Origin of the sequence: Clostridium sp. Marseille-Q2269 (assembly GCF_943736985.1) — a bacterium.
Taxonomy (GTDB): domain Bacteria; phylum Bacillota; class Clostridia; order Clostridiales; family Clostridiaceae; genus Clostridium_F.
The window spans coordinates 213,567-236,972 of sequence record NZ_CALSFS010000002.1 but is presented as its reverse complement, the minus strand read 5'-3'; the positions used below and the strand labels follow the sequence as shown (position 1 = coordinate 236,972).

Below are 23,406 nucleotides of genomic sequence, written 5' to 3'. Positions count from 1 at the left end.
TTGTTTGTCTATATTAACCTATGGGTGGTGATTTTGTGAAAAATAAAAAAAAGCTAATAATTTTAATGATTGTTATAGTTGTAGTTTTAGCTATAGGATTTGTATCTCTCAAGTATTATGATAGAAAAATTTTAAGAGCACCATTAAAAAATGAAGGAAATGAAGTTGTTAAAATTATTGTTGATAAGGATCAGAGTTTAAATCAGGTTATAGATAAGCTAGACGAAGAAGGTAAAATTAAAAGTAAAAGGGCATTAAAAAACTATATTCGCAAAGTAAAAGCATCACAAAAGGTAGTTCCAGGAGAATATGCACTTTCTCATAATTTAAATGCTTATAATTTATTACTTAACTTAAAAGAAGGCATATATGATAACAGATCTATAAGAGTTACTATTCCTGAAGGATATAATATATCGGACATAGGGAATAAATTGGGAGAAAAAGGAATAATAAAGAAGGAAGATTTTATAAAAAGCATAAAAGAATATAAAATACCTTCCTTTGTAAAGAAGGATCCAAATAGGAAGTATTCTTTAGAAGGATATTTATTCCCAGATACTTATGATTTATATAAAGGTATACCGGGAGACAAAATAATAGATAAAATGTTAGAAAGATTCAATTATGTTATCAAAGAAATAGAAAAAGAAAATAATATAAAAATAAAAGATGATGACATAGATAAATTAATCAATATGGCATCTATAATAGAAAAAGAAGCTGAGAAGAATAATGAAAGAGGTAAAATAGCTTCTGTATTTTATAATAGAATGGACAAAAAAATGAAAATGGAATCTTGTGCTACAGTGTTATATTCACTAGGATATCACAAGGATAAATTATATTATAAAGATTTAAAAATAAAATCTCCTTATAATACTTATTTGAATAAGGGATTGCCTATAGGACCTATATGTTCTCCAGGTAAATTTTCTATACAGTCAGCATTAAAACCAGAAAAAACTGATTATCTTTATTTTGTTTCTAAAAATAATGGAATCCATTTCTTTACCAAGGATTATAATGAGTTTTTAAAAGTTAAAAAGGAAACTCAAGGAGATTAATATATTTTGCTGAAGGTGACCTAGGATATTTTTAAATTAAAGGGTCACCTTAAAAATTGGAGGTAAACATGAGTAAAGTAGCCTATGATTATATGGAAGAATATATAAGGGGTCTTATACCAGAAAAAAGTGGTTTATTAAAAGAATTGGAGGATTATGCTAAAGAAAATAGTGTTCCAATAGTACATAAAGAAGTGGCTAACTTTTTAGAATTTATGATAAGTGTAAAAAATCCTAAAAAAATACTTGAATTAGGGACAGCCATAGGATACTCTTCAATATTTATGAGTTTGAGCTCAAACAAAGAATGTGATATTACTACTATTGAACGTGATGAAAAAATGATAGCAATTGCAAAAAATAATATTGAAAAATATGGCTTTAAAGATAAAATAAAAATTATTGAAGGTGATTGTTTAGAAATCCTTAAAAATTTAGATGATAAATATGATATTATTTTTATGGATGCAGGAAAAGGACACTATAATGAATTTTTACCTTATTGTTTAAAGCTTTTAAATAAAGATGGAATTATAATAGCAGACAATGTACTTTTCAGAGGCATGGTTGCTAGTGATAAATTAGTTATAAGAAGAAAGATAACAATAGTTAAGAGAATGAGAAAATACATGGATATGATAAGTGATAGGGATAACTTTGTAACATCAGTTATACCTATGGGAGATGGAATTGCCATAACTAAGAGGAGGAATGAGAATGTTTAATATGAAAAAGCCTGAACTTTTAGCACCAGCAGGAAATCTAGAAAAATTAAAAACAGCTATAAATTTTGGTGCTGACGCAGTCTATTTAGGTGGTAGTAAATTAAATTTAAGAGCCTTTGCAGACAATTTCACAGATGATGAACTTAAAGAAGGTATAAAATATGCTCATGATAGAGGAAGAAAAGTTCATGTAACAATAAATGTATTTCCACGAAATGAGGATTTTGAAGGATTAGAAGAATATTTAAAGAAATTGTATGAATTCAATGTAGACGCCATAATAGTTTCAGATCCAGGAATTATTATGACTGCAAGAGAAACAGTACCAAATTTAGATGTACATTTAAGTACACAAGCTAGTACGGTTAATTTTAAAACCATAAATTTTTGGTATAAACAAGGTGTGAAAAGAGTTGTATTGGCAAGGGAATTAACATTGGAAGAGATAAAAACAATAAGAGAAAAAATAGAAAAAGACTGTGAATTAGAAGCGTTTGTCCATGGATCTATGTGCATGTCTTATTCTGGAAGATGTTTATTATCTAATTACATGACAGGGAGAGACGCCAATAGAGGAGCGTGTGCACAACCTTGTAGATATAAATATTATTTAATGGAAGAAAAAAGAGAAGGAGAATATTTCCCTGTATTTGAAGATGATAAGGGAACATACATAATGAATTCAAAGGATATGTGTATGATAGAACATATACCAGAACTAGTTCAAAGTGGTATAGATTCATTTAAAATAGAAGGAAGAATGAAAAGTTCTTTTTATGTAGCTACAGTAGTTAAAGCTTATAGAGAAGCTATAGATACTTATTTTAAAAATCCAGAAAATTATAATTTTCAGGAAAGATGGATGGATTATTTAAAGAAAGCTAGCCATAGAGCATATTTTACAGGATTTTATTTTAATGATCCTAACAAGCAGTTACAAGAATCTTCCTCATATATTAGAAGTTGCGATATTGTAGGTATTGTAAAAGAATTTAATGAAGAAACTATGGAGGCTATAGTAGAGCAAAGGAATAAAGTATTAGATGGAGATGAACTAGAAGTTTTAAGACCGGAAGGTCCTATATTTAAGATAAATATATCAAACATGAAAGATAGGAACAATAAAAAAATAGAGGCTGCTCCTTCAGCTCAAATGATATTTAAAGTTAATACAAATAAAAAGTTAAAAGAGAATGATATACTTATAAAAAATAAATAATATATAAAGATATAATTAAATACCTATATAATTATTATACTGTTTAGATATTTAGTATTGATTTATCATTATTATAAACTTTATTATACATATAATAATTTAATTAAATATATCATGCAAAAAAACTAGAACATAAGGGGGAAAACTAATGAAACGCCCAGTATTAATAGGAATAACTGGAGGAACTGGTTCAGGAAAAAGCACTGTAGCTAAGGAAATATATAATAAATTTGATGAAGATTGCATCGCTATGATAGAGCAAGATTCTTATTATAAAGATCAAAGTAATATAGTCTTTGAAGAGAGATGTAAAAAGAATTATGATCATCCAGATGCTTTTGATAATGGACTTTTAATACATCATTTAAAGGATTTAATGGATTTTAAAATCATAGAAAAACCTATATATGATTTTGAAGCACATAACAGAAAAGAACAAACTGTAAAGGTTGAACCTAGAGATATTATAATTGTAGAAGGCATATTAGTTTTGCAGGACCCAAAACTTAGAGACTTGTTAGATATAAAGATCTATGTAGATACAGATGCAGATGTAAGAATAATAAGAAGGCTTTTAAGAGACATAAACGAAAGAGGCAGAACAGTAGATTCAGTTATAAATCAATATTTAACTGTTGTAAGACCTATGCATATGCAGTTTATAGAACCTTCAAAAAGATATGCAGATATAATAATTCCTGAAGGAGGACATAATAGAGTAGCTGTAGATATGATGGTAGCTAACGTAAAACATTTGTTGAAAAAATAAAAGATCATTAAAAAGTAAAAATGAGAAGTTAGAATAAAACACCTGATTTTGGTTATAATTTAGCTAAAATGAGGTGTTTTTGTTATGAGATATAAGGAGAAAAAAAGGACTTATAAAGTACTAATATTATTTATTTTCATATTTTTATTTCTGATATATAGAATGGCCAAATTTCAAATATTTGATGCAGAGAAGTTAACCAATATGGCAGAATCACAATATGCTTATGAAGAAGAGATAAAAGATAATAAATATACACTTTTAGATACTAATGGTAATGATCTACTAAAATATAAAGAAAAATATTATGCTGTTTTAGTACCCAGCGCATTCAAGGATAATAAAGAAGAAAAAGATGAAGAAAAATTATTAACAATAATGTATATATTAAGAAATTATAATGAAAAATATGATATAACTCAAAATCAATCTATAGATAATAGTGGTAAAAATTATTATGAAATAGATAAAATAACCTATGATAAGTTAAACAGAGTAAAAGGTGTAAAAGGTTTTTATACATATAAGAAACAGCAAATTGATAATAATATAAATGATAAAAAAGAGTATTGGAAATTAGAAAATATGCTTTTAGATCCTTATAAAAATGACCAAAAAACTTTTAAAAATAAAGATTCTTTAGAATTTAAAATATATAATAAGGTAAAAAATAATAATATACCTAAAATAGTATATAAAAAAGATTTACAGGGAGAAATTATATCACAAAAAATAGAAGAACCTAAATCAAATATAAATCCTAAACTTACATTAGATTCTGAAGTTCAAGATAGTGTAAGAAAAGTTTTAAGTAAAAAAGAATATAATGATTTTAAACAAGTAGGGGTTATACTTTCAGAAGCAGAATCTGGTAAGATACGTGCAATGATACAAAAAGATGATACATTACCCAATGTAAACATAGGAGCAACTACTCAAAATGGATTTCCTCCAGGATCTATCTTTAAAATAATAACAGAAGAAGCCGCTTTAGAAAATAATAAAATATCTTTAAATGATAGTTTTAAATGTACTGGAGAATTTGAAAATAATAAAAAAGGAACCCATGGAAGCTTTACTACAAAAGATGCCTTTGTGGTTTCTTGTAATGATATATTTTCACAGATAGGGCAAAAAGCAGGCTTTGAAAGTATTAACAATATGGTTAAAAGTCATGGGTTATATGATAAAGTATTAGGGCTACACTATGAACAAAAAGGTTCTCTTCAAATGGAAAAAGGAGAAAAGCCTAATTTAAGTGATGGTACTTTATCTTTAGTATCCTTTGGCCAACTAATTAGAATAACTCCCATAGAAGCAGTATCTATGGTAAGCACTGTGGTTAATAATGGTGTTTATTCTAGGCCATATATATTAGAATCCTTTGTAGATGATAAAAATAATGTATTAGAGCAATTTAATAATACTAAAAAACAAATTATAGACAGTAGCTCTGCTAATATTTTAAAGGAGCAAATGAAAGAAGTGGTAAAGAGAGGGACTGCTACCTTAGCTTATGATGCTAATATAGAAATTGGAGGGAAAACTGGTACTAATGAAAGAAAGGAAGTTAATTCTAAAGGTAAAATGGAACCTCTTTCAGATGCATGGTTTGTAGGATTCTTTAAAGCAAATAATAAATACTATACTATGGTAGTATTTATACCTAAGATAAAAACAGAAGGTGAAAGTGCTGGGACCACTGCAGTACCTATATTTTATGATATAGTTAAAGAAATAAAAGATTCCAAATTATGATTTATTAATTAAAGAAAAAACAAGGAAAAATTAAAGGTGATCTATATAAGCGTCACCTTTTTATTTTTAATAATGAATTGTCTCATTTAATTTAAAATAGTATGTATAATTTCTAATAGAAAATATAATTTTAAATATGCAACTAGTACAAGCCTAGTGAATATTATATTAATAAGTCAATGAATGATATTTATAATGAATATCCATTATTAAATGGATTTGTTCAAGAAATCAAAACAGATGGAAGAGCTTCAGCACCAGCAAGTGCAAGTATAAGTTTTAAAGATGGTAAGCTTAATACCAGACTTACTTTATCAAAGAAAGATTTGTCAGATTTAAAATCTATTGATGAAATGATTAAACAATGTTTAGCTTTAAAATGGTGGACCCCTAAGAATGGAATAGAGGGAATAATAAAGCATGAAATGGGTCATATGATAGAATATGCTCTTACACTTAAAAAATATGGTGTAATAAATACAAATGCTCAATTAGTTAATTTAAATCAGATTAAAAATGCTTTTGATGCTATTAATAAGGGTGAGATTTCTAAAGAAATAAAAATAGATTCATTGAGTAAATTAAAATTAATTAATGCTAAACAAACTATTAAAAATAATTTAAGTGAGTATTCTTATAAGAGTACCCTTGAATTTTTAGCAGAGGCAGTTTCTGAACATGATCCTAGACCTTTAGCAAAAGAAGTTGTAAGACTATTAAAAGAAAAAATAAAGGAGGTATGGAAATGATACCACTTCCAAAAGAAGTTATAGGTGTTTTAATTAATAATGATGATGGAGAATTAGTTTTAAAAGATGAAGCCACAGAAGAGCAAAGAAAAATATTTGAGAAATTTAAGAGGGATTTAGAATCAGGAAAGTTGACTGATGTTATAGTTGAGTATGAAGATTAAAAGCACTTACTAATTAATAGTAGGTGCTTTTACTATGTTTAAAATAAGGAGGAATATATTTGGATATATCCGTACAAATAACATTAATAATATGTATAACTGTAGTAATTTTAAGTTTGATAAATTTTATTGATACTAGATTAATATTATGTAAAAAAGCTACAATGAAACAAAACAAAGAGGAGAGTTTATAATGACTGAATATAGAAAGAAACCAGTTATTATTGAGGCATTTCAATTTGGCATAGATCCTATCCCAGATTGGTTTATGAGTAAGATTTCAGATAATACAGTGATATTGCATAACTTAGGTAAGAAATACCCTAAACCGGGATATTGTGATATAAAAACATTAGAAGGAACAATGAGGGGAATTGTGGGAGACTATATTATTAAAGGGGTAAACGGAGAACTTTATCCATGCAAGCCTGATGCCTTTCAAAATACATATGAGTTAGTTGATTAAAGTCTTAGAAATAAGGCTTTTTTATTTTGCCCTAAGTAAGGCATAAAACTACTTAAATCCATGTGAGCATACACGTAAAAAGCGTAGGAGGATAATATGAAAAGAAAGTTTTTAGAGGATTTAGGATTAACTAAAGAACAAATTGATAGTGTTATGGCTGAGAATGGTAAAGATATAGAATCTGAAAAAGAGAAAATAACATCAACTACAACAGAGTTAGAAGATATAAAAACTCAACTCAAGGAAGCCAATACGACTATCACAGATCTTAAAAAGAATAATGGCGACAATGAAGCATTACAAACAAAAGTAAAAGAGTATGAAAATACTATAAAAACACAAAAGGCTGATTATGACACTAAAGTAAGAAATTTAACTTTAGATAGTGCCATTGAAAAAGCATTAACTAATGCTAAAGCTAAGCACAGTGATTTATTATCTAATAAGATTGATAGGGATAAGTTAGTAATTAATGAAGATGGAACAGTGACAGGATTAGATGAACAACTCAAAGGACTAAAGGAAAACTATAAAGATTTATTTCAGGAAAAAATAAGTGGTCAAACACCAGCTAATCCAGAAGGTGGATCAGAACAAAATAATACTTATGAAGCATTAATGGCCAATTCAGACAAAATGACTGCTGAAGAAGTAGCGGCTCAATTTATGGCTATACAAAATAATAAATAGAAAGAAGGAATATAAATGTCAGTAGAAAATTTTAAAGCAACATTATGGGAAGGAGCTTTACTTGCCAACTTCCATTCTGTATCAGTAGCTGATGCAGTATCAACAAAGCCAACTAAAATTCAAGGAACTAAAGTAATTTTTAACAGAGTCGGAGCTGGAGCAATAAAAGATTATACAGGAACTGTTTCATGGGATGAGATTAATACTACTCCTATAGAAATGGTATTTGATAAGAAAAAATACTTTGCATTTAGTTTAGATGATTGTGATAAGGTGCAATTAGTAGCTGATGTAATGGGAGCAACTACAGCAGAACATGCGGCAGTATTAGCTGAAACTTATGATAAGGATTTTTATGCTACATTAGCAGCTGGTGGTAAAGCAGCTAATAAGATAGGTTCTGCATCTTCAAAGAAAGATATATCTTCTATGAATGTTTATGATTATATCGTAGATTTAGGAACTATTCTTTCAAAGAATAAAGTACCTAAGAGTGATAGATATGTAACTGTAGATGCTGAAATATTAGGATTACTTTCTAAAGATAGAAGATTTACTCCTAATCCAACAGTACTTCAAAATGGTGTTGTAGAAGGACAAACAATAAATGGAATGAAAGTAGTTTGTACAGAAGAAAAGATATTACAATCACTTAAGTTAAGACCAGGTATATCTAATTTTAGTGATGAATTATTAAAGGATCTAATATCTGACTCTTATAATGATGTGTCAGAATTTACAAACCTTAATGAATGTGACAAGATGCCTTTAGGTTGCATTAGCATAGTTAAGGATCTAGTTATTATTAAAGTCAATAAGTTAGGTTCTGAAGGATTATCCAGTGAAAGCTATAGCGGAGCAAGTCAATCATATATTGAAGATATACCTAAGGATATAAAAAGAAAACTAAGAAGATATAGAAAGATTCCGAGGTGATAAATTTGAGTATAAACACTAATATGGAACCTATATTATTAGAAAGTAAAGTTAAGAAGAGAACAGCCTCAGGAGCTACAAAAGATATATGGGATATTGATAATCCTATAACTATTAATGTAGCTATTTATGATATGGACCATAGAATAAACACACAAAGTATTAAATTTAATGATTCTAGTCATACTGGACTTAGTAGATATAAAGATATTAAAGAAGGTATAAATAGACTCAGAAAAGGTGATACAGTATATAACATACTATCTTCTAAAACTAAAGGAAGATTTACACAACTTTATTTGAAGGTAGTTGATACTAATGTCTAATGAAGAATTTAAAAATAGTTGTAAGAGTGCTAAGATGCAAATGAATATTCAATTAAGAAAGAATATTAATAAGTGTTGTATGCTTATAAAAAGGGATGCCATAAAAAATTGTCCAGTAGATATGGGTATATTAAGAGCTAGTATATTCTTTAGAACAATTTATAATTTAAATTTAGTTAAAGGTGTTATAGCCAGTAGTTTAGAATATGCTCCTTATGTGCATCAAGGTACTGGAATATATGCAGTGAATGGTGATGGGAGGAAAACACCTTGGAAGTATAAAGTTGAGTCAGGTAAGTATGCGGGATGGCATAAAACAAAAGGGCAAAAACCTCAACCATTTTTAGAAAAAGCAAAAATATCTAATATATTAACAATACAAGAAATATTGGGGGAGGGATTAAGATAGAAAATACAATTATAGATTATTTAAATACTAGATTGGATTTAATTAATTTAATTGGTAAAGATAGATTATTCCCCCTTTTTACAACGGATGTAGGCAAACCTTCATTAGTGTATAATTATACGCTTGTTATAAATGATTATGTAAGTCAAACACAGTTAGAAATTAAAATAATTTGGAATGATTATGATGAAGTAAAAGAAATTGAGAACAAATTAAAAGAAATATTAGCAATGAAATCAGATAGTCCCTTTATCACTTATAAAGGAATTACTTTTAAAAGTAGTTTAAGTGGTGGAGGGATTTTATTTAGGGAAGATTTGCAGATGTATGAAGATAGTCTAATTTTTATTATAAAGTGGAAGAAAGGAGAAAATAAAAATGGATAAGAATGAAATAATGTTAGGTGCTGGAGAAATATATATGTATGAGTTTAATGAAGATGCAATTCCAGATCATAAAACAATAGAAGTAGAAATAAATAATGTAGGGCATTGCAATAGTGGTTTTAAGATAGACTATAAACCTAAAAAATATGATGTTAAAAATCAATACGGAAGAGTAGTTAAAAGCTTTATTACTGATGAACAAATAACTGCTAAGACAGGGATAATAAGCTGGGATTTAAGTAAACTATCTCTATTGTCTACAGCAAAATTTACAGAAGATGCAGTAAAGAAAACAAGAACATTGACTTTTGGAGGTGGTGGCTCCCTTAAGAATATATTATTAAGATTTGTCCATGAAGAAGAAGGTAAAAAATTAAGATTCACAATGATAGGACAAGGTGGTAATGGATTTGGATTAGATTTTGGAGATAAAGAAACTTCAATCAATGCTGAAATTCAAGGTGTAGAGAAAATTAAGAACTTCTTAGCTAGTTTTGAAGAAGAAACAGCGACAGTAGCAACTCAATCGGGCCCAAGTAATCCAGATGCATAGGAGGTAAATTATGATAGATTTAGATTTAATAAATAGTAAACCCATAGAAATAAAATTTAATGGTAATATGGTTAAGCTTAATCAACCAACATTTGCTTTATCTAAGAAAGTAAGAGCATTTGAAAAGAATGTATCACAAATGCAAGAGGAAGAAATATATAAGGAACAGAGTGATATACTGTTAAAATTTTTAAATAACAATTCTAGTTCCAAAAAATTTGCAGATAAAGATATAGATTCAATATCTTTTAGTGGTATTAAAGCCCTATATAATGCTTTGATTAGTGCAATAGTAGGAATAGAAACAGACCCAAATTAAGAACCCCTATTCCAGAAGGAAGAATAGGGGAGGCTATAGTAGATAAATATTTTCCTATAGATGAGTGGGAAAAAGATTATGTAAATGTAACTGCTGATATAAAAAGTGTAAGTGAGTATACTGGTTTAAATTTTAATGAGATTTATAACCTACCATACTCACTTTTTCTATTGTATAGAAAAGAAGCTTGGATGTATGGACTAAAGCAATCAGAAAAGGGTAGAGAATTCTTAGAAACATTATGGGGGATTACTCAAACTAAAGCCGATTATAAGAAAATAAAACAGTTCAAATGCAAAGGTGGTGAATAGATGGCTGCTGGAATAGAATTAGCACCCTTGGTAGTTGAGGTCAATAGTGATTTAAATGGTTTTAACAAGGGAATGAATGAAGTAGAAGAAAAGGGAGAGAAAACAGCTAGTAAAGCATCTAATAAACTAAAAAACATAGGTGATGGATTAACTAAAGTTGGTGATAAATTAACTACACATGTAAGCTTACCATTACTTGCAGTTGGAGTGGCTGGAGCAAAAGCAGGAATGGATTTTGAATCCCAAATGAGTAGAGTTAAAGGTATTTCAGGAGCCACTGGAGATCAATTTAAATTATTGGAAGATCAAGCTTTAAGTTTAGGTCAATCAACAGCTTTTTCTGCTTCTCAATGTGCAGAAGGTATGGAGAACTTAGCATCAGCTGGATTTAGTGTAAATGAAATCACAGAAGCTATGCCAGGACTTCTTGATTTGGCTGCATCAAGTGGAGAAGATTTGGCCACAAGTTCAGAAATAGCTGCAGGAACTTTAAGAGGTTTTGGACTTGAAGCAAGTCAAGCAGGGCATGTTGCTGATGTATTAGCTAAAAATGCAGCTGATACAAATGCTGCTGTAGGAGATACTGGGGAAGCTATGAAATATATTGCTCCAGTTGCCCATGCAATGGGGTTAAGTTTAGAAGAAGTTACTTCAGCAATTGGTACAATGGCTAATGCAAATATAAAGGGAAGCCAAGCAGGTACTACTTTAAGAGCTTCCTTAACAAGACTAGCAAAGCCAAGTGATGATGCAGCGGCATTAATGGATAAGATAGGATTTAATGCTTTTGACTCCTCTGGTAAATTAAAAAGTTTATCTGAGATAACAGGCGAATTAAAGAAAAGCACAGAAGGAATGACAGATAAACAAAAAGAAGCTACAATAGCACAAATCTTTGGACAAGAAGCTATGAGTGGAATGTTAGTTTTAATGGATGCAGGACCAGAAAAATTAAACAATCTTACAAGTGGATTAAAAGATTGTGATGGAGCAGCTAGTGAAATGGCTAAAACTATGCAAGATAATACTAAAGCTAGTGTTGAGCAAGCTTTTGGAGCTTTAGAAACTGCCAGCGTAAAGATGTTACAAGTTGCGGCACCAGCAATTAAAAGTATAGCTGATGGTATAGGAAATGTAGCGGATAAGTTTAGTTCATTAGCTCCTGAAACTCAAGAACTTATATTAAAAATGGGGATTTTTGCAGTAGCATTAGGCCCAGTTATAAGCTTAGTTGGAAAAGGAGTTAGTTTATTTGCAACTTTAGGTCCACTTATGGGAGCGGCAGGAACTGCAACAGCTGGTGCAGGTGCAGCCGCAGGAGGTGCAGCAGTTGGAGTTGGTGCATTAAGTACAGTTGCATTACCTTTAGTGGGAGTTTTAGCAGCAGTAGCTGGTGGAATATATCTATTTACTAAGAATACAGAACTTATGAATGGTAGTTGTTTAAAAAGTAAAGAAGAATTAGGACTAGTAAGCAATGCATTAGAAATCTTACATGGAGATATAGCATTGAGTGCAGATCAAATGGATAAGATGAATATTAAGCATAAAGAGTGGTCAAACAAGATATCACCAGAAACACAAAAAGCATTAACAGAAACCTCTAATAAAATAGCAGAATTTAACCTTGAACTACAACATCAAAATGGATTGAATGGAATAATAACTAAAGAACAAATCAATGGGTTAAAGAAGAGAACTGATAAAATGTTTAATGAGACTATTAATAAAATTAAATCAAATGCCCCTAAAGTACAAAAAGAAATAGCAGAGTCATTTAAGGCTGATGATGGTGTATTAGATAAGAATGAAAAGAAATTGATGGACTTTTTTAATAAATCTCAAGATAAGCAAATAAAAGAGGTACAAGGATACCAAAAGAAAATAGATGATATATATGATAAAGCAACAAAAGAACATAGGGATTTAAAGCAAGATGAGATAAGAACAGTTCAAGAATTAACTATAAAAATGGGAGAAGTACAACTAAATAATACTGTTAAAAATAATGAAGAACTTAAGGCAGCTCAAGCTGATTTCAATGCCAGAATGAAGAACTTAGATATGAATGGATTATCATCACTACTAGCAGAAAAAGCTAAGGCTAGAGACAAAGAAATGAAGGAAGTTCGCTTTAAATATGATAAAGAGATAGAATTACTAAAATTGCATAGACCTAAAATGAATGCAGAACAACAAAAAGTATGCGATGATCAAATTGATAGATTAGGAAAACTAAAAGAAGATTCAATAAAAACTGAAAGAAATAAATACCAAGGTTTTTTACAAGAGGCTATGAAAAAATATCCTCAATTAATAGATTATATAGATACATCCAATGGTAAAATTATGACTAATGAACAACAAAATAACTATAAGAGATTAACTAGATATTCTCAAAACATGGAGGGCATGATGGGCATTACAGAAACGGGATATTATAGAATTAAGGATACTGCTACAGGTAAGATGCATGAATGTTATGTAGAAGTAGACGAAGTATCAGGAAGGATAGTTGGGAGTTGGGATTTTAGCACAGGCCAAATATATGGCAATCCCATTAAAGCTAGAGAGGATATAGATAAAGATTTAAAAAAAGGAAAACCTTTTAAAGATATAACAGGTAAATATAATGATGAGTGGGATAACATAAATAAAAAAGCTATAGAGGTACAATCTAAGAAGAATCCTAATCTATTTGATTGGGTAAAACCATTATGGGAAGGAATAAGGGCGTCAATTGCAACAATGCCTATAGGAGTAACAGGAGGTGGAGCAGGCATAGTAGCTAGAGCTTTTGGAAATCATTATAATGGATTAGACTATGTTCCTTATGATGGGTATTTAGCTAGATTACACAAAGGTGAAAGGGTTATGACAGAGAATGAAAATAGAGAATATTCTAATGGAAGAAGTAATGGGGATATTAATGTTACCAATAACTTTTATGGTAAAGTTGATTCTCCTTATGAAGTAGCTAAAGCAACAAAACGTTCCTTTAGGGAATTACAATTTGCATGATAGGTGGTGGAGTAATATTATGGAGTGCAGTATTAAGTTAATAAATTTAAAAAATAAAGAAGAAATAAATGTAGAAAGTGATATAAAATATAGTGGTATATTATGTACTAAATTTAATGATAACCAAACTAAAGGGGAGTTCAGTAGAATTAAAGGTGTTAATCAGATAGGACAGAGTATTAATTCATCTACTTTATCAGTAAGAGATATTTCCTTAGGGGGAGTAATTATTGGAGAAGATAGGCTACAAGTTGAAGTATTGAGAAAACAACTTGTAGCCATCTTAAATCCTTTAGAAGATGTGTTGTTAAAATACACAGAAGATTATATAGAAAAGGAAATAATAGTTAGAGCAGCTAATGTTCCTATTTTTTCAAGTGAAATAAATAATGATAATCTATTAAGCTTTTTAGTTAGTTTAGATGCGGATTATCCTCTATGGCAAGACCAAGAAGAAAATGTAACTAATATAGAAACATGGGAAGGCGGATTTGAGTTTGAATTTGAAATACCTACTGAAGGAATTGAATTTGCTAGAAAAGGACCTGATAAAATAGAAGTATTAAATAATGGTCAAATAGAGTCTCCCTTAGAGTTTTATTTTAAAGCTCCTGCATTAAACCCTAAAATTATTTTAAATAGTAAGGAATATATAAAAGTAAATAAAAAGATAAATGAGGGTGAAATACTTTATATATGTACAGCTTATGGCAAGAAAAGAGTAGAAATAATAAAAGAAGATGGTACTAGAGAAAATGCTTATGGTTATATAGATATATTTAGTAAGTTTTTTAAATTACCAGTGGGTAAAAGTATTATAAGCTACAGTACAGAAGGGGATTTTATTCCACAAAGTGTTATTTTAAAGTATAAAAATCAGTATTTAAGCCTATAGGAGGTGATTGTGTGGCAGAGTTTGGAGGATTTTTTAATAGTACAAATGGAGATAGAAAATATAAGGCAGAAGATTTCGCAAACTATTTCAAGACCATTATTACAATTGGAGTTAATCCCTCCCCTGGAAGCCTTAAAGTTTTAAAGAAATCTAATAATCAAGTAGAAATATCAAATGGATCAGCATGTATTAATGGATATTTATATTTAAATTCAACACCACTTATAAAAAATATAGCTGTAGGTACAAATAGGCAAGATAGGATTATATTAAAATTAGACTTAATAAATAGAACATTAAACATATATGTTAAACAAGGAACAACAAGTGTACCCCCAGTATTACAAAGGGACACTTCTGTACACGAATTAAGTTTAGGGAAAATAATAATTAGTGGTTCTAATTTTTCTATTGTAGATGAAAGACCAGATAAAAATGTTTGCGGTTTCTTCGGTTTTACAGGTAGAGCAGATACACAAGAAATATGGGATAAGTTTAATGAGGAATGGAACAATTTAAAAACATTATGGCAGGATTGGTTTACTAACATGCAAGGGAAAAGTATAAGAGGTATTTATGTCCAAGGTACGGAACCTTCAGATGCAAAGGTAGGTGACATATGGATATAATAAATAGTGAATTTAATTTCTTAGGAGATATAGAAGATTATATCTCTTTTTATTTTGTAAGGAATTTCACTAAACCCAAGGAATTTCAAATAGTTGCACCTATAAAATATATAGATATATTAAAAGATGGAAATATAATTTTTATCGATCCTAAAAAGGCAGGAATCATAGAAGAAATTACAATAGATGAAACTAATAAAACTATAACCGCAAAAGGTAGAGATATTAAATCTATTATAGGAAGAAGAATTACCATACCACCTTCAGGTAAAAGTCATGATGAGATTAAAGCAACTGCTGAAGAAGTTATAAAGCATTATGTAATAAATAACTGTATTAATCCAATAGATACTAAAAGAAAAATACCACAATTAGAAGTTGCTGAAAATAAAAAAAGAGGGCCCATTATAGCATGGCAAAGTAGATTTAAATATTTAGATTTAGAGCTTGAACAAATATGTAATGCTGTAGGAATTGGCTGGGAAGTTTATTTAGATCTAGATAAAAAGAAATTTATTTTCGATATAGCTGAAGGTGTAGATAGAACTACAAATGTTAACAGTAGAGTTATATTTTCAGAGGAATTTGATAATATAGTTAATGCTACTCATGTAAATAATTCATTAAGTTATAAAACAATGGGATATGTTGCAGGTCAAGGAGAGGGTATAAATAGGGCAGTTCAGGAAGTATTTAAAACCACAGATACTGGATTGTCTAGAAGAGAATTATTTATAGATGCAAGAGACATTGAGAAAGAAGATAATCTAACAGATAGAGCAAAAGCAAAATTAGCAGAATATGATTATATTACTTCTAATGAAAGCACTATTATAAACTCAAATTTTCAATATGAAAAAGATTGGAATTTAGGGGATATTATATTATTGAAAAATTCCTTAGGTGAATCCACTCAAAGGATTGCAGAGGTTACAGAAATTTATGAAGGATATAGAAAAATTGAAATAGTTCTAGGAAGTGTTATTCCTCTACTAACTGAAAAAATAACTAATGAAGTCAATAGTATGTCTAGTGGTGGTAGCGGAAATAGTAGCATGTGGCGACCTAATATAGATATTAACGGTAATTTAACATGGACTTTAAACTCATCTTTGAACATTCCAGTAGCTCAAAATATAAAAGGTGCTAAAGGAGACACTGGCCCAGTAGGACCTAAGGGAGATATAGGATTAACTGGACCTCAAGGTATTAAAGGGGATAAAGGAGATAAGGGAGATACTGGAGCAGTTGGGCCCAAAGGAGAAACAGGCCCCCGAGGTTCAAAAGGAGATATGGGAGCAACAGGACCTCAAGGGCTAAAAGGAGATAAGGGTGATAAAGGAGATATAGGACAACAGGGTCCTAGAGGAGCAAATGGAATAACACCTACAATAGGAACAAATGGTAATTGGTTTTTAGCTTCAACAGATACTGGGAAACCATCAAGAGGTGTTCAAGGACCTAAGGGAGATACTGGCCTGCAAGGAGCAAAAGGAGAGCGTGGAGCACAAGGTCTAGCAGGAAAAGATGGAACACAGATAATAGTATCAAGTACGCAACCAACAGGAGTTTCAGTGGGTACAGTATGGATATAAAAGGAGATGATAAAACATGGCACAAACAATAAAAAGACCATTTAAGACTTTTAATGGTACTGATTGGGATAAACATTATTTTGAAACAAGTGAGGATATGATAGTAAACGTAATACAAAGTTTAGGTGTAACAGGGTATAGAACTTTCCCAGGAGGATTAAAGATTGTAAAAGGATTTTATAAAACACCTAATGTTGGAGGTAGTGATGGTGTAAATAATGGAGTTTATTATAAAATAATAAGTAATTTAAAATTACCTATTACATTTGATAATAGGGATAGTATGCAAGTTTTTGCTACTAGTACAACCGCATGGACATGGGCAAATGGTGTGGCAACATCAAGCAATGGGATAAGTTTAATAGTATCTAATGTATCTAGTGCTCAAGTAAACGCTAATACTGGTATAAGCTATTTTGTAATTGGAAATTAAAGGAGTGATGTCACATGAAATATTTATATATAGATGGAGAAGATTTTGGATTTAAAGATTCCAAAACAAATAAGATACTAGAAACAGATATGGCAATACATGATGGTATATACAATAGATTTTTTCAGGAACAATCACAAGGAAAACAATTTAAGATAAAAAATATAAATGGTACAACTTTCGAAGAAATTTTCGAAGAAGTTATACCAGAGCCAAGTGATTTAATTCCAGTTGAACCAAGTCCAATAGAAAAATTACAGCAAGAAAATAAAGAACTAAAAAAACAAATACAAGACACACAGAAAAGTATGGCAGAAATGATGAATTTAATAGCAATGCAACAATCAGCACCTTAAAGCGAGGTGTATTTTTTATGTTTAAAATAATTAATAAAATAAAAAATATAAAAAGGAGAGTGTTAAATATGTTTAGTTTTAATAAAGAGAGTGGTTGTGTTAAGGTTTGGATAACTTTAATTCTTAATAGTACTTATAAAGTAGAGCAAGTACCTAACTTACTTAATTTAAAGGAATGTGTAGAAGAAGTACTTGTGGATGTTGGAGTTATAGAAGATAAAAAAATTGAATAACATAAATCAAGAAGTTGAGACTATAGATATTAGTAGTTTTTTATTATTCTTAAAATCGAGGTGAAGAAATGAAACGAAGAATAAGTCCATTAACTATACTAGTAGGCAATATATTATTTTCTTTAATTTTATATGTAGGAATATTATTACCGTTAGTAATAAATTCAAAAGTTAATATGTCTATTTTCCCTATTGTAATAGTTGTTCATAATATAATTCTTTGGACATTAATAGTGTATTTTGAAAAACATATCATAAATTAAAAGGAAATCACATTCTTTCGTCTAATTATAAAAACCGTAGGAGTGTGATTATATGCAAAATATAAATTTAGAGATTGACGCTTTGAGTGATAAAATTAATACTATTAATCAAAATGTACAATTTAACATAACATTAATGTGGGCTATAGCTGCGGTAGTGGTGGCAATAGTTGGGTTTGCAATATATTTTATAACTAAGGAATGGACTAAGAAATGTGTTAAAAAAGAGCTTGAAGAAATGAGAAATGATATTAATATTTTAAAGAAGAACACTATGATAAATAGTGGAGGAGTTCCCGGATGTGGTTATATTCATTTTCATGATGGAACACATATATGTTATTTAAAATGTAATGTGTCAATTACAAAATCCTGTGTTCAAAGATTTGTTTTCCCTTGTGCATTTAATAAAGAAGCAGAAATTTGCCCAACAATTAATATCCTAAATAATAAAAATGTAATTGCAACTATTGAGTCAGTGGATGCAGGAGGTATTCATGTATTATTTACTGTTCTAGATAAATCACAAACAGTAAATAATCTTAAAATATCAATATTAGCAATAGGTAAATTTGAATAATAAAATTAATAAATATATTAAAGAGCTAGTCAAATAGCTCTTTTTTTATTTTAAATTACTGGAGGTGTAATATGGAATTAAAAGTTTGCGAAGAAAAACATAAAAGGATAGAAGAAAAAATTGATGTGCATGATATTAGAATTAATGACCATTCAAAGAGAATTGATAAAATAGAACAAAATCAATCTAGGACAGATACTAAAATGGAGAATTTATGTGATCAAATCAAACAGCTTGTATCCGTTTTAAAATGGTATATAGGATTAACAGTAGGAGCTTTAGTAAGCTTCTTTTTTTACGCAATTCAACACAATTTATTTAAATAGAAAGGGTGATTATAGAATGAAATTTTTGAAAGATTTTTTACAAATAAAAAAGATAATAGCATTATTAACAACTATAGTATTTTGTACTTTAGCACTAAAAACTAATATATCAAGTACAGAATTTCTGTCTGTATTTACATTAATAATAGGGTTTTATTTTGGGCAAAGTTCAGCAAGACAAGCAGTAAAAGAAAGTAAAGAGCAGGAATAAACCTGTTCTTTGTTTAATTAAATATAAAAAAATATAGGAGGGTATTTACATGAAAGGTATAGATATAAGTATGCACAACGGAGCAATAAACTTTGGAGCTGTAAAATCAGCAGGATGTAATGTGGTTATTATAAAAGCTACAGAAGGCGTGGACTATGTAGACCCATTATTAAATCAACATTATAATGGAGCAAATGCAGCAGGATTAAACATAGGATTTTACCATTTTATGTCCGAAAAGACTGACCCTACACAACAAGCTATTGATTTTTGGAACTCTATAAAAAATAAACAATTTAATATATTACCTTGCTTAGATATAGAAACTAATAACATGGGGAGAGGTAGAACAGAAATATCTAACAGATGCATAGAGTTTCTAAATAACTTTAGTTAGGCAATTTCAAAAGCTAAATTACCTATTGAGACTATATTATACTTATTATGATATATTATCCATATAATATGAAAACACTTGCCCAATTTTATATGATGAATTTTTAAAAACTCTAAGGGATTTTTAGCTCACATAAAATATCTTTTAGTTCAATATTCTGTTTTGATTTTTCATATATAAAGCACACAAGTGCTTTTGCCGTCAGGCTGTTTAGATGTTTCTGAGTTTCACCTATAGTCTTAAAATCTCCGTGGTTGGAACTAACTCTAAATAATTCTAAAAAATTATAGATTAAGAATACTATAAGAAAATATCGTTCTATAGACAAAATGCTACGCATTCTATATTTATCAAAAGCTAAATTGCTTTTTAAATATTTATATGAAGTTTCTATAGTCCATCTGTGAGAATAATATTTAATTATAGTTTCTGCATTTAATAAGATGTCGGTAGACAGCAAATATACTGGGTTCTTGAATCCATCATGGGTGACTTCATAGCAAATAAGTATTTTAGCATAAGGGAATTTAGAAACATTACCTTCATAGGTATATACTCTATAGTCCTTACCTTCAACTGTAACAAGGTCTAAGGTGTTAGGACTAAGGAATTTTTCAAATTTTGATAACTGCATTGAAATTCCTAATGGAGATATTTTTCTGTTAGATTTAATTGCTCCTATTAGGTGGTAGCCCTTTGCTAAAGATGCTTCTATTAAATTATTATTTGTATACCATGAATCCATAAGACAATACATTTTTTCACAATTAGATGGAGTTTTAAAAGAAGTTATAAAATTTTTTGCAATATCAATCTTAGATTTAAAATTTTTATTTAAATCTTTGCAAAATTCCTTTTTATAGTAAGGTTTATATTGTAAAGGAATAGATTTATCATTTACAACAAAATTTGAAGTAACCACACAATGTGACCAAATATTTTTGTCTTCTGTATGAGAGTAATTATAAGATAATCCTTGCATTTTCTTTGCTGATTTCTTGGGATTTACAGTATCATCTATAATCAAAAACCCTACGGATTTAGGTTTAATATTATGCTCAAGGAAAAAGTTTAAATAGCTAATTCTATTGTTGTTCAGAAGACTATGGTCCCATTTAGAATGGCTTAAAAATCTATAAATACAACTTTTGTCTTTTGAATGCAACACATTTTTAGCAATTTCAGATAAAGTTTTAGTGCCAGGTAAATTAATTAATCCATTGGCAATATTGGTTAAATGATTAAATTGAGGCTTAGACATTCCATAATTTACATCATTTAAGTAATTGTAAAGTTCATTATTAATGGATACAATATTAGTACTTGGCATACTTTTTACCTCCTGTGTTTATATTTGTATGGTAACTTTTATATAACACAGTGAGAGAAAGTATGCCATATTTATTTTTTGGTAGTTTTACCAATTTAGATTTTTATTTTGCATAACTAAAGTAAATAAGTTTAAATCTCTAAGCGGATATGATTGTATGATTTATACTGGCGGCTATTTTGGTAGAGATAATTTAGATAGCAGAGTTAAAGAATATCCTGGTTGGATCGCTCACTATGGTGTTAATTCACCCATGGAAACTGGTTTCAAAGTTGTTGGGCATCAATACACCGAAACTGGACATATAAATGGTGTTAGTGGAAATGTGGATTTAAGTAACTTTATTGATAAAATTTTCATAGGTAAAGTTGATGTACAACCTTCAAAGCCATCCGGAGAAAGTTCCTCAACTATCTATGGTAGACACAGTTTAATAGGAGCATTACAACAGGAAATAAATAACCAAGGTTTGGGTAACATTGCAGTAGACAACATGGCGGGAGAGGCAACTCTTAGCAGTGCCCCAATATGTAAACAAGGTGCTAGAGGAAATATAACTAAGATTATACAACAAATGCTTATTAACATAGGTTATCCAGTAGGTAGCTATGGAGCAGATGGAGTATTTGGAACTGGCACAGTAACAGCAATAAAAGCACTACAGAAAGATTGCAATTTAAATCCAGATGGAATTGTAGGAAGAGAAACTTGGAAAACATTATTTAGGAATTTAAAATAGATTTAAAATCCGAGGACGTTTTAAACGACCACAAAAATAATCAAAAATTTAAAAAAAGTTTTAGGGGCACTTCTGTAATGGTAGTGCCTCTTTTTTTATTGGAAAAATATTTATAAAAAATATAAATATTTCATAAAAAGGAATTGACTTCTTATACTACGTGTAGTATAATTATAATTGTAAGGAGGTGAGAGAAAAGGTGGTAAAATTAATAAAAAAACTGAAAAAGCTTGATAAACTACTGGGAATAGTCATCAAGCTACTTGTAAAAATAACAATCATAATAACAATACTTAAACAGTTAAATGATTTGTTATAAACACTGGGGAGGGAATCCCCTCCCTTAATCTTATAATACCACCTTAATTAAAATGAGTAAAGATTCAAAAACATTATTTAAATTAATATTAAAAATATTAGGAGAATTAATCATTATAGCTTTATTAGTATGGCTAATATTTAGATTAGTTATGTAGGAGGTTTCAAAAAAGTGGGAACAAAAGCTAAGCAAACAATAGCAAATCAAAAATGGGAAGAAAAAAACAGAGAACATGCAAGTTATTTAAAAAGTCGTAGTAGTGCTAGGAGCTTTATAAGAAATAAAGCAACACTAGAAGATTTAGAGGAATTACAAAAATTAATAGAAGAAAGAAAAGAATTATTAAAACAAAAGAAGGTAACTCCTTAATTGGAGCTACCATCTTTTTTTATTGGGAAAGTATAAATATTATTATTAACTTGTAAGAAAGAAGGACTGAGCTCAAATCTAATGAGCTCTATTAATATAAATTTTCTATTCATGTTGGTGTAGTGTTTTGGGTTATTTTTATTATACCCAAATAATATAATTTTAACTATAAAAAATAAATATTTAAGCAGGAATGTTATTTATAAATGTAGAATTATACTCATAAGACTTTAGTGATCTAAAGCACAGGCCGCACTTAATAATAAAAAGAGCTCTATTTAAAATAGGGCTCTTTTTATTTGGAAAATATAAATGTTTAGTTTATAGTACCTAATGATATATTAAGTATGTCACATTTAAGAATCGTTTATTCAAGGATTTTAGGGAAAATATCTTTATTCTTGTAGAAGGTTAATAATATTAATATAACTATTATCAAATAAGTGGCTCCATTAACATGGAATTTTCTATGCATAATGCATATCACAGTGTAATTAAATCCAATTCTAGTATATCCAAATATAATGATTTTATTTATAAAAATTAATACATAAGAAGGAATTTTTATTACAAATATGGAATATATTAAATAACACACCTTTTAAAAAAACACCTTTTGATACAATCCATTCCTCTTTTGAATATATCAAAAAAGAGTCCATATTTATTTTGTGGACTCTTTTTATTGGTTAGTTTTATTATAAATTAATACAATAAAAGGAATTTATTTATAAAAGTAGAATATTATATATAAGGTCTTTCTGAAAATTTTTTAAAGTCCCTTTTCAAATATAGTAAAAAGAAGCCCATTAAAAAGTATAGGGCTTCTTTTTACTATATAATTATGTATTAACCCATCTAAA

31 protein-coding genes and 1 pseudogene are annotated in these 23,406 nt (G+C 29.1%); 31 read left to right on the top strand and 1 reads right to left on the bottom strand.

The window, feature by feature from the left end:
- The first annotated feature begins 35 nt into the window (after positions 1-35).
- The 29 genes from mltG to NGI68_RS04945 all read left to right on the top strand — a co-directional run bounded on the left by mltG (position 36) and on the right by NGI68_RS04945 (position 19,786).
- Entirely contained in the window at positions 36-1,067 is a 1,032-nt protein-coding gene (gene mltG, locus NGI68_RS05080; RefSeq protein WP_251860406.1) for an endolytic transglycosylase MltG, read from the top strand.
- A gap of 68 nt (positions 1,068-1,135) precedes the next feature.
- Positions 1,136-1,792: an O-methyltransferase gene (locus NGI68_RS05075; RefSeq protein ID WP_251860405.1), complete on the top strand. Its 657-nt coding sequence runs from the start codon at positions 1,136-1,138 to the stop codon at positions 1,790-1,792.
- Complete coding sequence (locus NGI68_RS05070; RefSeq protein ID WP_251860404.1) at positions 1,785-3,011, top strand: peptidase U32 family protein; 1,227 nt, start codon at positions 1,785-1,787, stop codon at positions 3,009-3,011. The genes NGI68_RS05075 and NGI68_RS05070 overlap by 8 nt, the downstream gene beginning before the upstream one ends.
- A 148-nt stretch (positions 3,012-3,159) precedes the next feature.
- Entirely contained in the window at positions 3,160-3,780 is a 621-nt protein-coding gene (gene udk / locus NGI68_RS05065; RefSeq protein WP_251860403.1) for a uridine kinase, read from the top strand.
- An 84-nt stretch (positions 3,781-3,864) separates the two neighbouring features.
- Positions 3,865-5,538 (top strand): peptidoglycan D,D-transpeptidase FtsI family protein, encoded by a 1,674-nt coding sequence (locus NGI68_RS05060; RefSeq protein WP_353505354.1) that lies wholly within the window; start codon positions 3,865-3,867, stop codon positions 5,536-5,538.
- 179 nt (positions 5,539-5,717) lie between these two features.
- Complete coding sequence (locus NGI68_RS05055; RefSeq protein ID WP_251860401.1) at positions 5,718-6,287, top strand: hypothetical protein; 570 nt, start codon at positions 5,718-5,720, stop codon at positions 6,285-6,287.
- Positions 6,284-6,451, top strand: a complete 168-nt coding sequence (locus NGI68_RS05050) for a hypothetical protein (protein ID WP_251860400.1) — start codon at positions 6,284-6,286, stop codon at positions 6,449-6,451. Before NGI68_RS05055 ends, NGI68_RS05050 begins: the two co-directional genes overlap by 4 nt.
- Before the next feature lie 59 nt (positions 6,452-6,510).
- Positions 6,511-6,645, top strand: coding sequence for a hypothetical protein (locus tag NGI68_RS16930; protein WP_286010082.1), 135 nt, complete (start codon positions 6,511-6,513; stop codon positions 6,643-6,645).
- The gene (locus NGI68_RS05045; protein WP_251860399.1) at positions 6,645-6,917 is read left to right on the top strand and encodes a hypothetical protein; all 273 of its coding nucleotides are present in this window, start codon (positions 6,645-6,647) and stop codon (positions 6,915-6,917) included. Before NGI68_RS16930 ends, NGI68_RS05045 begins: the two co-directional genes overlap by 1 nt.
- A gap of 96 nt (positions 6,918-7,013) precedes the next feature.
- Positions 7,014-7,607 carry a phage scaffolding protein gene (locus NGI68_RS05040; RefSeq protein ID WP_251860398.1) on the top strand — a complete coding sequence of 198 codons (594 nt, stop codon included), beginning with the start codon at positions 7,014-7,016 and terminating at the stop codon, positions 7,605-7,607.
- 15 nt (positions 7,608-7,622) lie between these two features.
- Positions 7,623-8,543, top strand: a complete 921-nt coding sequence (locus NGI68_RS05035) for a phage head-tail connector protein (RefSeq protein ID WP_251860397.1) — start codon at positions 7,623-7,625, stop codon at positions 8,541-8,543.
- Positions 8,544-8,548: 5 nt separating this feature from the next.
- Positions 8,549-8,869: a hypothetical protein gene (locus NGI68_RS05030; protein ID WP_251860396.1), complete on the top strand. Its 321-nt coding sequence runs from the start codon at positions 8,549-8,551 to the stop codon at positions 8,867-8,869.
- Positions 8,862-9,278 (top strand): HK97 gp10 family phage protein, encoded by a 417-nt coding sequence (locus NGI68_RS05025; protein WP_251860395.1) that lies wholly within the window; start codon positions 8,862-8,864, stop codon positions 9,276-9,278. The genes NGI68_RS05030 and NGI68_RS05025 overlap by 8 nt, the downstream gene beginning before the upstream one ends.
- Before the next feature lie 32 nt (positions 9,279-9,310).
- Positions 9,311-9,664 (top strand): hypothetical protein, encoded by a 354-nt coding sequence (locus NGI68_RS05020; RefSeq protein WP_251860394.1) that lies wholly within the window; start codon positions 9,311-9,313, stop codon positions 9,662-9,664.
- Positions 9,657-10,217, top strand: coding sequence for a hypothetical protein (locus NGI68_RS05015; protein ID WP_251860393.1), 561 nt, complete (start codon positions 9,657-9,659; stop codon positions 10,215-10,217). The genes NGI68_RS05020 and NGI68_RS05015 overlap by 8 nt, the downstream gene beginning before the upstream one ends.
- A gap of 10 nt (positions 10,218-10,227) precedes the next feature.
- Positions 10,228-10,536: a hypothetical protein gene (locus tag NGI68_RS05010; RefSeq protein WP_251860392.1), complete on the top strand. Its 309-nt coding sequence runs from the start codon at positions 10,228-10,230 to the stop codon at positions 10,534-10,536.
- Positions 10,537-10,706: 170 nt separating this feature from the next.
- A complete protein-coding gene (locus NGI68_RS05005; protein WP_251860391.1) occupies positions 10,707-10,847 on the top strand; it encodes a hypothetical protein in 141 nt (46 codons plus the stop codon).
- Positions 10,848-13,868 carry a phage tail tape measure protein gene (locus NGI68_RS05000; RefSeq protein WP_251860390.1) on the top strand — a complete coding sequence of 1,007 codons (3,021 nt, stop codon included), beginning with the start codon at positions 10,848-10,850 and terminating at the stop codon, positions 13,866-13,868.
- 19 nt (positions 13,869-13,887) lie between these two features.
- Entirely contained in the window at positions 13,888-14,763 is an 876-nt protein-coding gene (locus tag NGI68_RS04995; protein ID WP_251860389.1) for a phage distal tail protein, read from the top strand.
- Positions 14,764-14,774: 11 nt separating this feature from the next.
- Positions 14,775-15,392 carry a hypothetical protein gene (locus NGI68_RS04990; RefSeq protein WP_251860388.1) on the top strand — a complete coding sequence of 206 codons (618 nt, stop codon included), beginning with the start codon at positions 14,775-14,777 and terminating at the stop codon, positions 15,390-15,392.
- A complete protein-coding gene (locus NGI68_RS04985) occupies positions 15,383-16,987 on the top strand; it encodes a Gp37-like protein (RefSeq protein ID WP_251860387.1) in 1,605 nt (534 codons plus the stop codon). The genes NGI68_RS04990 and NGI68_RS04985 overlap by 10 nt, the downstream gene beginning before the upstream one ends.
- 16 nt (positions 16,988-17,003) lie before the next feature.
- Positions 17,004-17,420, top strand: coding sequence for a hypothetical protein (locus tag NGI68_RS04980; protein ID WP_251860386.1), 417 nt, complete (start codon positions 17,004-17,006; stop codon positions 17,418-17,420).
- A gap of 14 nt (positions 17,421-17,434) precedes the next feature.
- Positions 17,435-17,776, top strand: coding sequence for a hypothetical protein (locus NGI68_RS04975; RefSeq protein ID WP_251860385.1), 342 nt, complete (start codon positions 17,435-17,437; stop codon positions 17,774-17,776).
- Positions 17,777-17,844: 68 nt separating this feature from the next.
- Positions 17,845-18,009, top strand: a complete 165-nt coding sequence (locus tag NGI68_RS04970) for a hypothetical protein (protein WP_251860384.1) — start codon at positions 17,845-17,847, stop codon at positions 18,007-18,009.
- 68 nt (positions 18,010-18,077) lie between these two features.
- A complete protein-coding gene (locus tag NGI68_RS04965; RefSeq protein WP_251860383.1) occupies positions 18,078-18,272 on the top strand; it encodes a hypothetical protein in 195 nt (64 codons plus the stop codon).
- A gap of 52 nt (positions 18,273-18,324) precedes the next feature.
- Entirely contained in the window at positions 18,325-18,852 is a 528-nt protein-coding gene (locus tag NGI68_RS04960) for a hypothetical protein (protein WP_251860382.1), read from the top strand.
- A gap of 71 nt (positions 18,853-18,923) precedes the next feature.
- Positions 18,924-19,178 carry a hemolysin XhlA family protein gene (locus tag NGI68_RS04955; RefSeq protein ID WP_251860381.1) on the top strand — a complete coding sequence of 85 codons (255 nt, stop codon included), beginning with the start codon at positions 18,924-18,926 and terminating at the stop codon, positions 19,176-19,178.
- Positions 19,179-19,194: 16 nt separating this feature from the next.
- Positions 19,195-19,389: a hypothetical protein gene (locus NGI68_RS04950; RefSeq protein WP_251860380.1), complete on the top strand. Its 195-nt coding sequence runs from the start codon at positions 19,195-19,197 to the stop codon at positions 19,387-19,389.
- A 49-nt stretch (positions 19,390-19,438) separates the two neighbouring features.
- On the top strand, positions 19,439-19,786 hold the full coding sequence (locus tag NGI68_RS04945) for a GH25 family lysozyme (protein ID WP_251860379.1): 348 nt from the start codon (positions 19,439-19,441) through the stop codon (positions 19,784-19,786).
- A 112-nt stretch (positions 19,787-19,898) separates the two neighbouring features.
- On the opposite strand, the gene NGI68_RS04940 is transcribed toward NGI68_RS04945, so the two are convergent.
- Positions 19,899-21,116: an IS701 family transposase gene (locus NGI68_RS04940; RefSeq protein ID WP_251859462.1), complete on the bottom strand. Its 1,218-nt coding sequence runs from the start codon at positions 21,114-21,116 to the stop codon at positions 19,899-19,901.
- A gap of 109 nt (positions 21,117-21,225) precedes the next feature.
- Here NGI68_RS04940 and NGI68_RS17230 point away from each other — a divergent pair.
- Both NGI68_RS17230 and NGI68_RS04930 read left to right on the top strand, forming a co-directional pair.
- Positions 21,226-21,855, top strand: a pseudogene (locus NGI68_RS17230) (peptidoglycan-binding protein); the annotation flags it as partial.
- A 490-nt stretch (positions 21,856-22,345) separates the two neighbouring features.
- Positions 22,346-22,543: a hypothetical protein gene (locus NGI68_RS04930; protein ID WP_251860377.1), complete on the top strand. Its 198-nt coding sequence runs from the start codon at positions 22,346-22,348 to the stop codon at positions 22,541-22,543.
- The last annotated feature ends 863 nt before the right edge of the window (positions 22,544-23,406 follow it).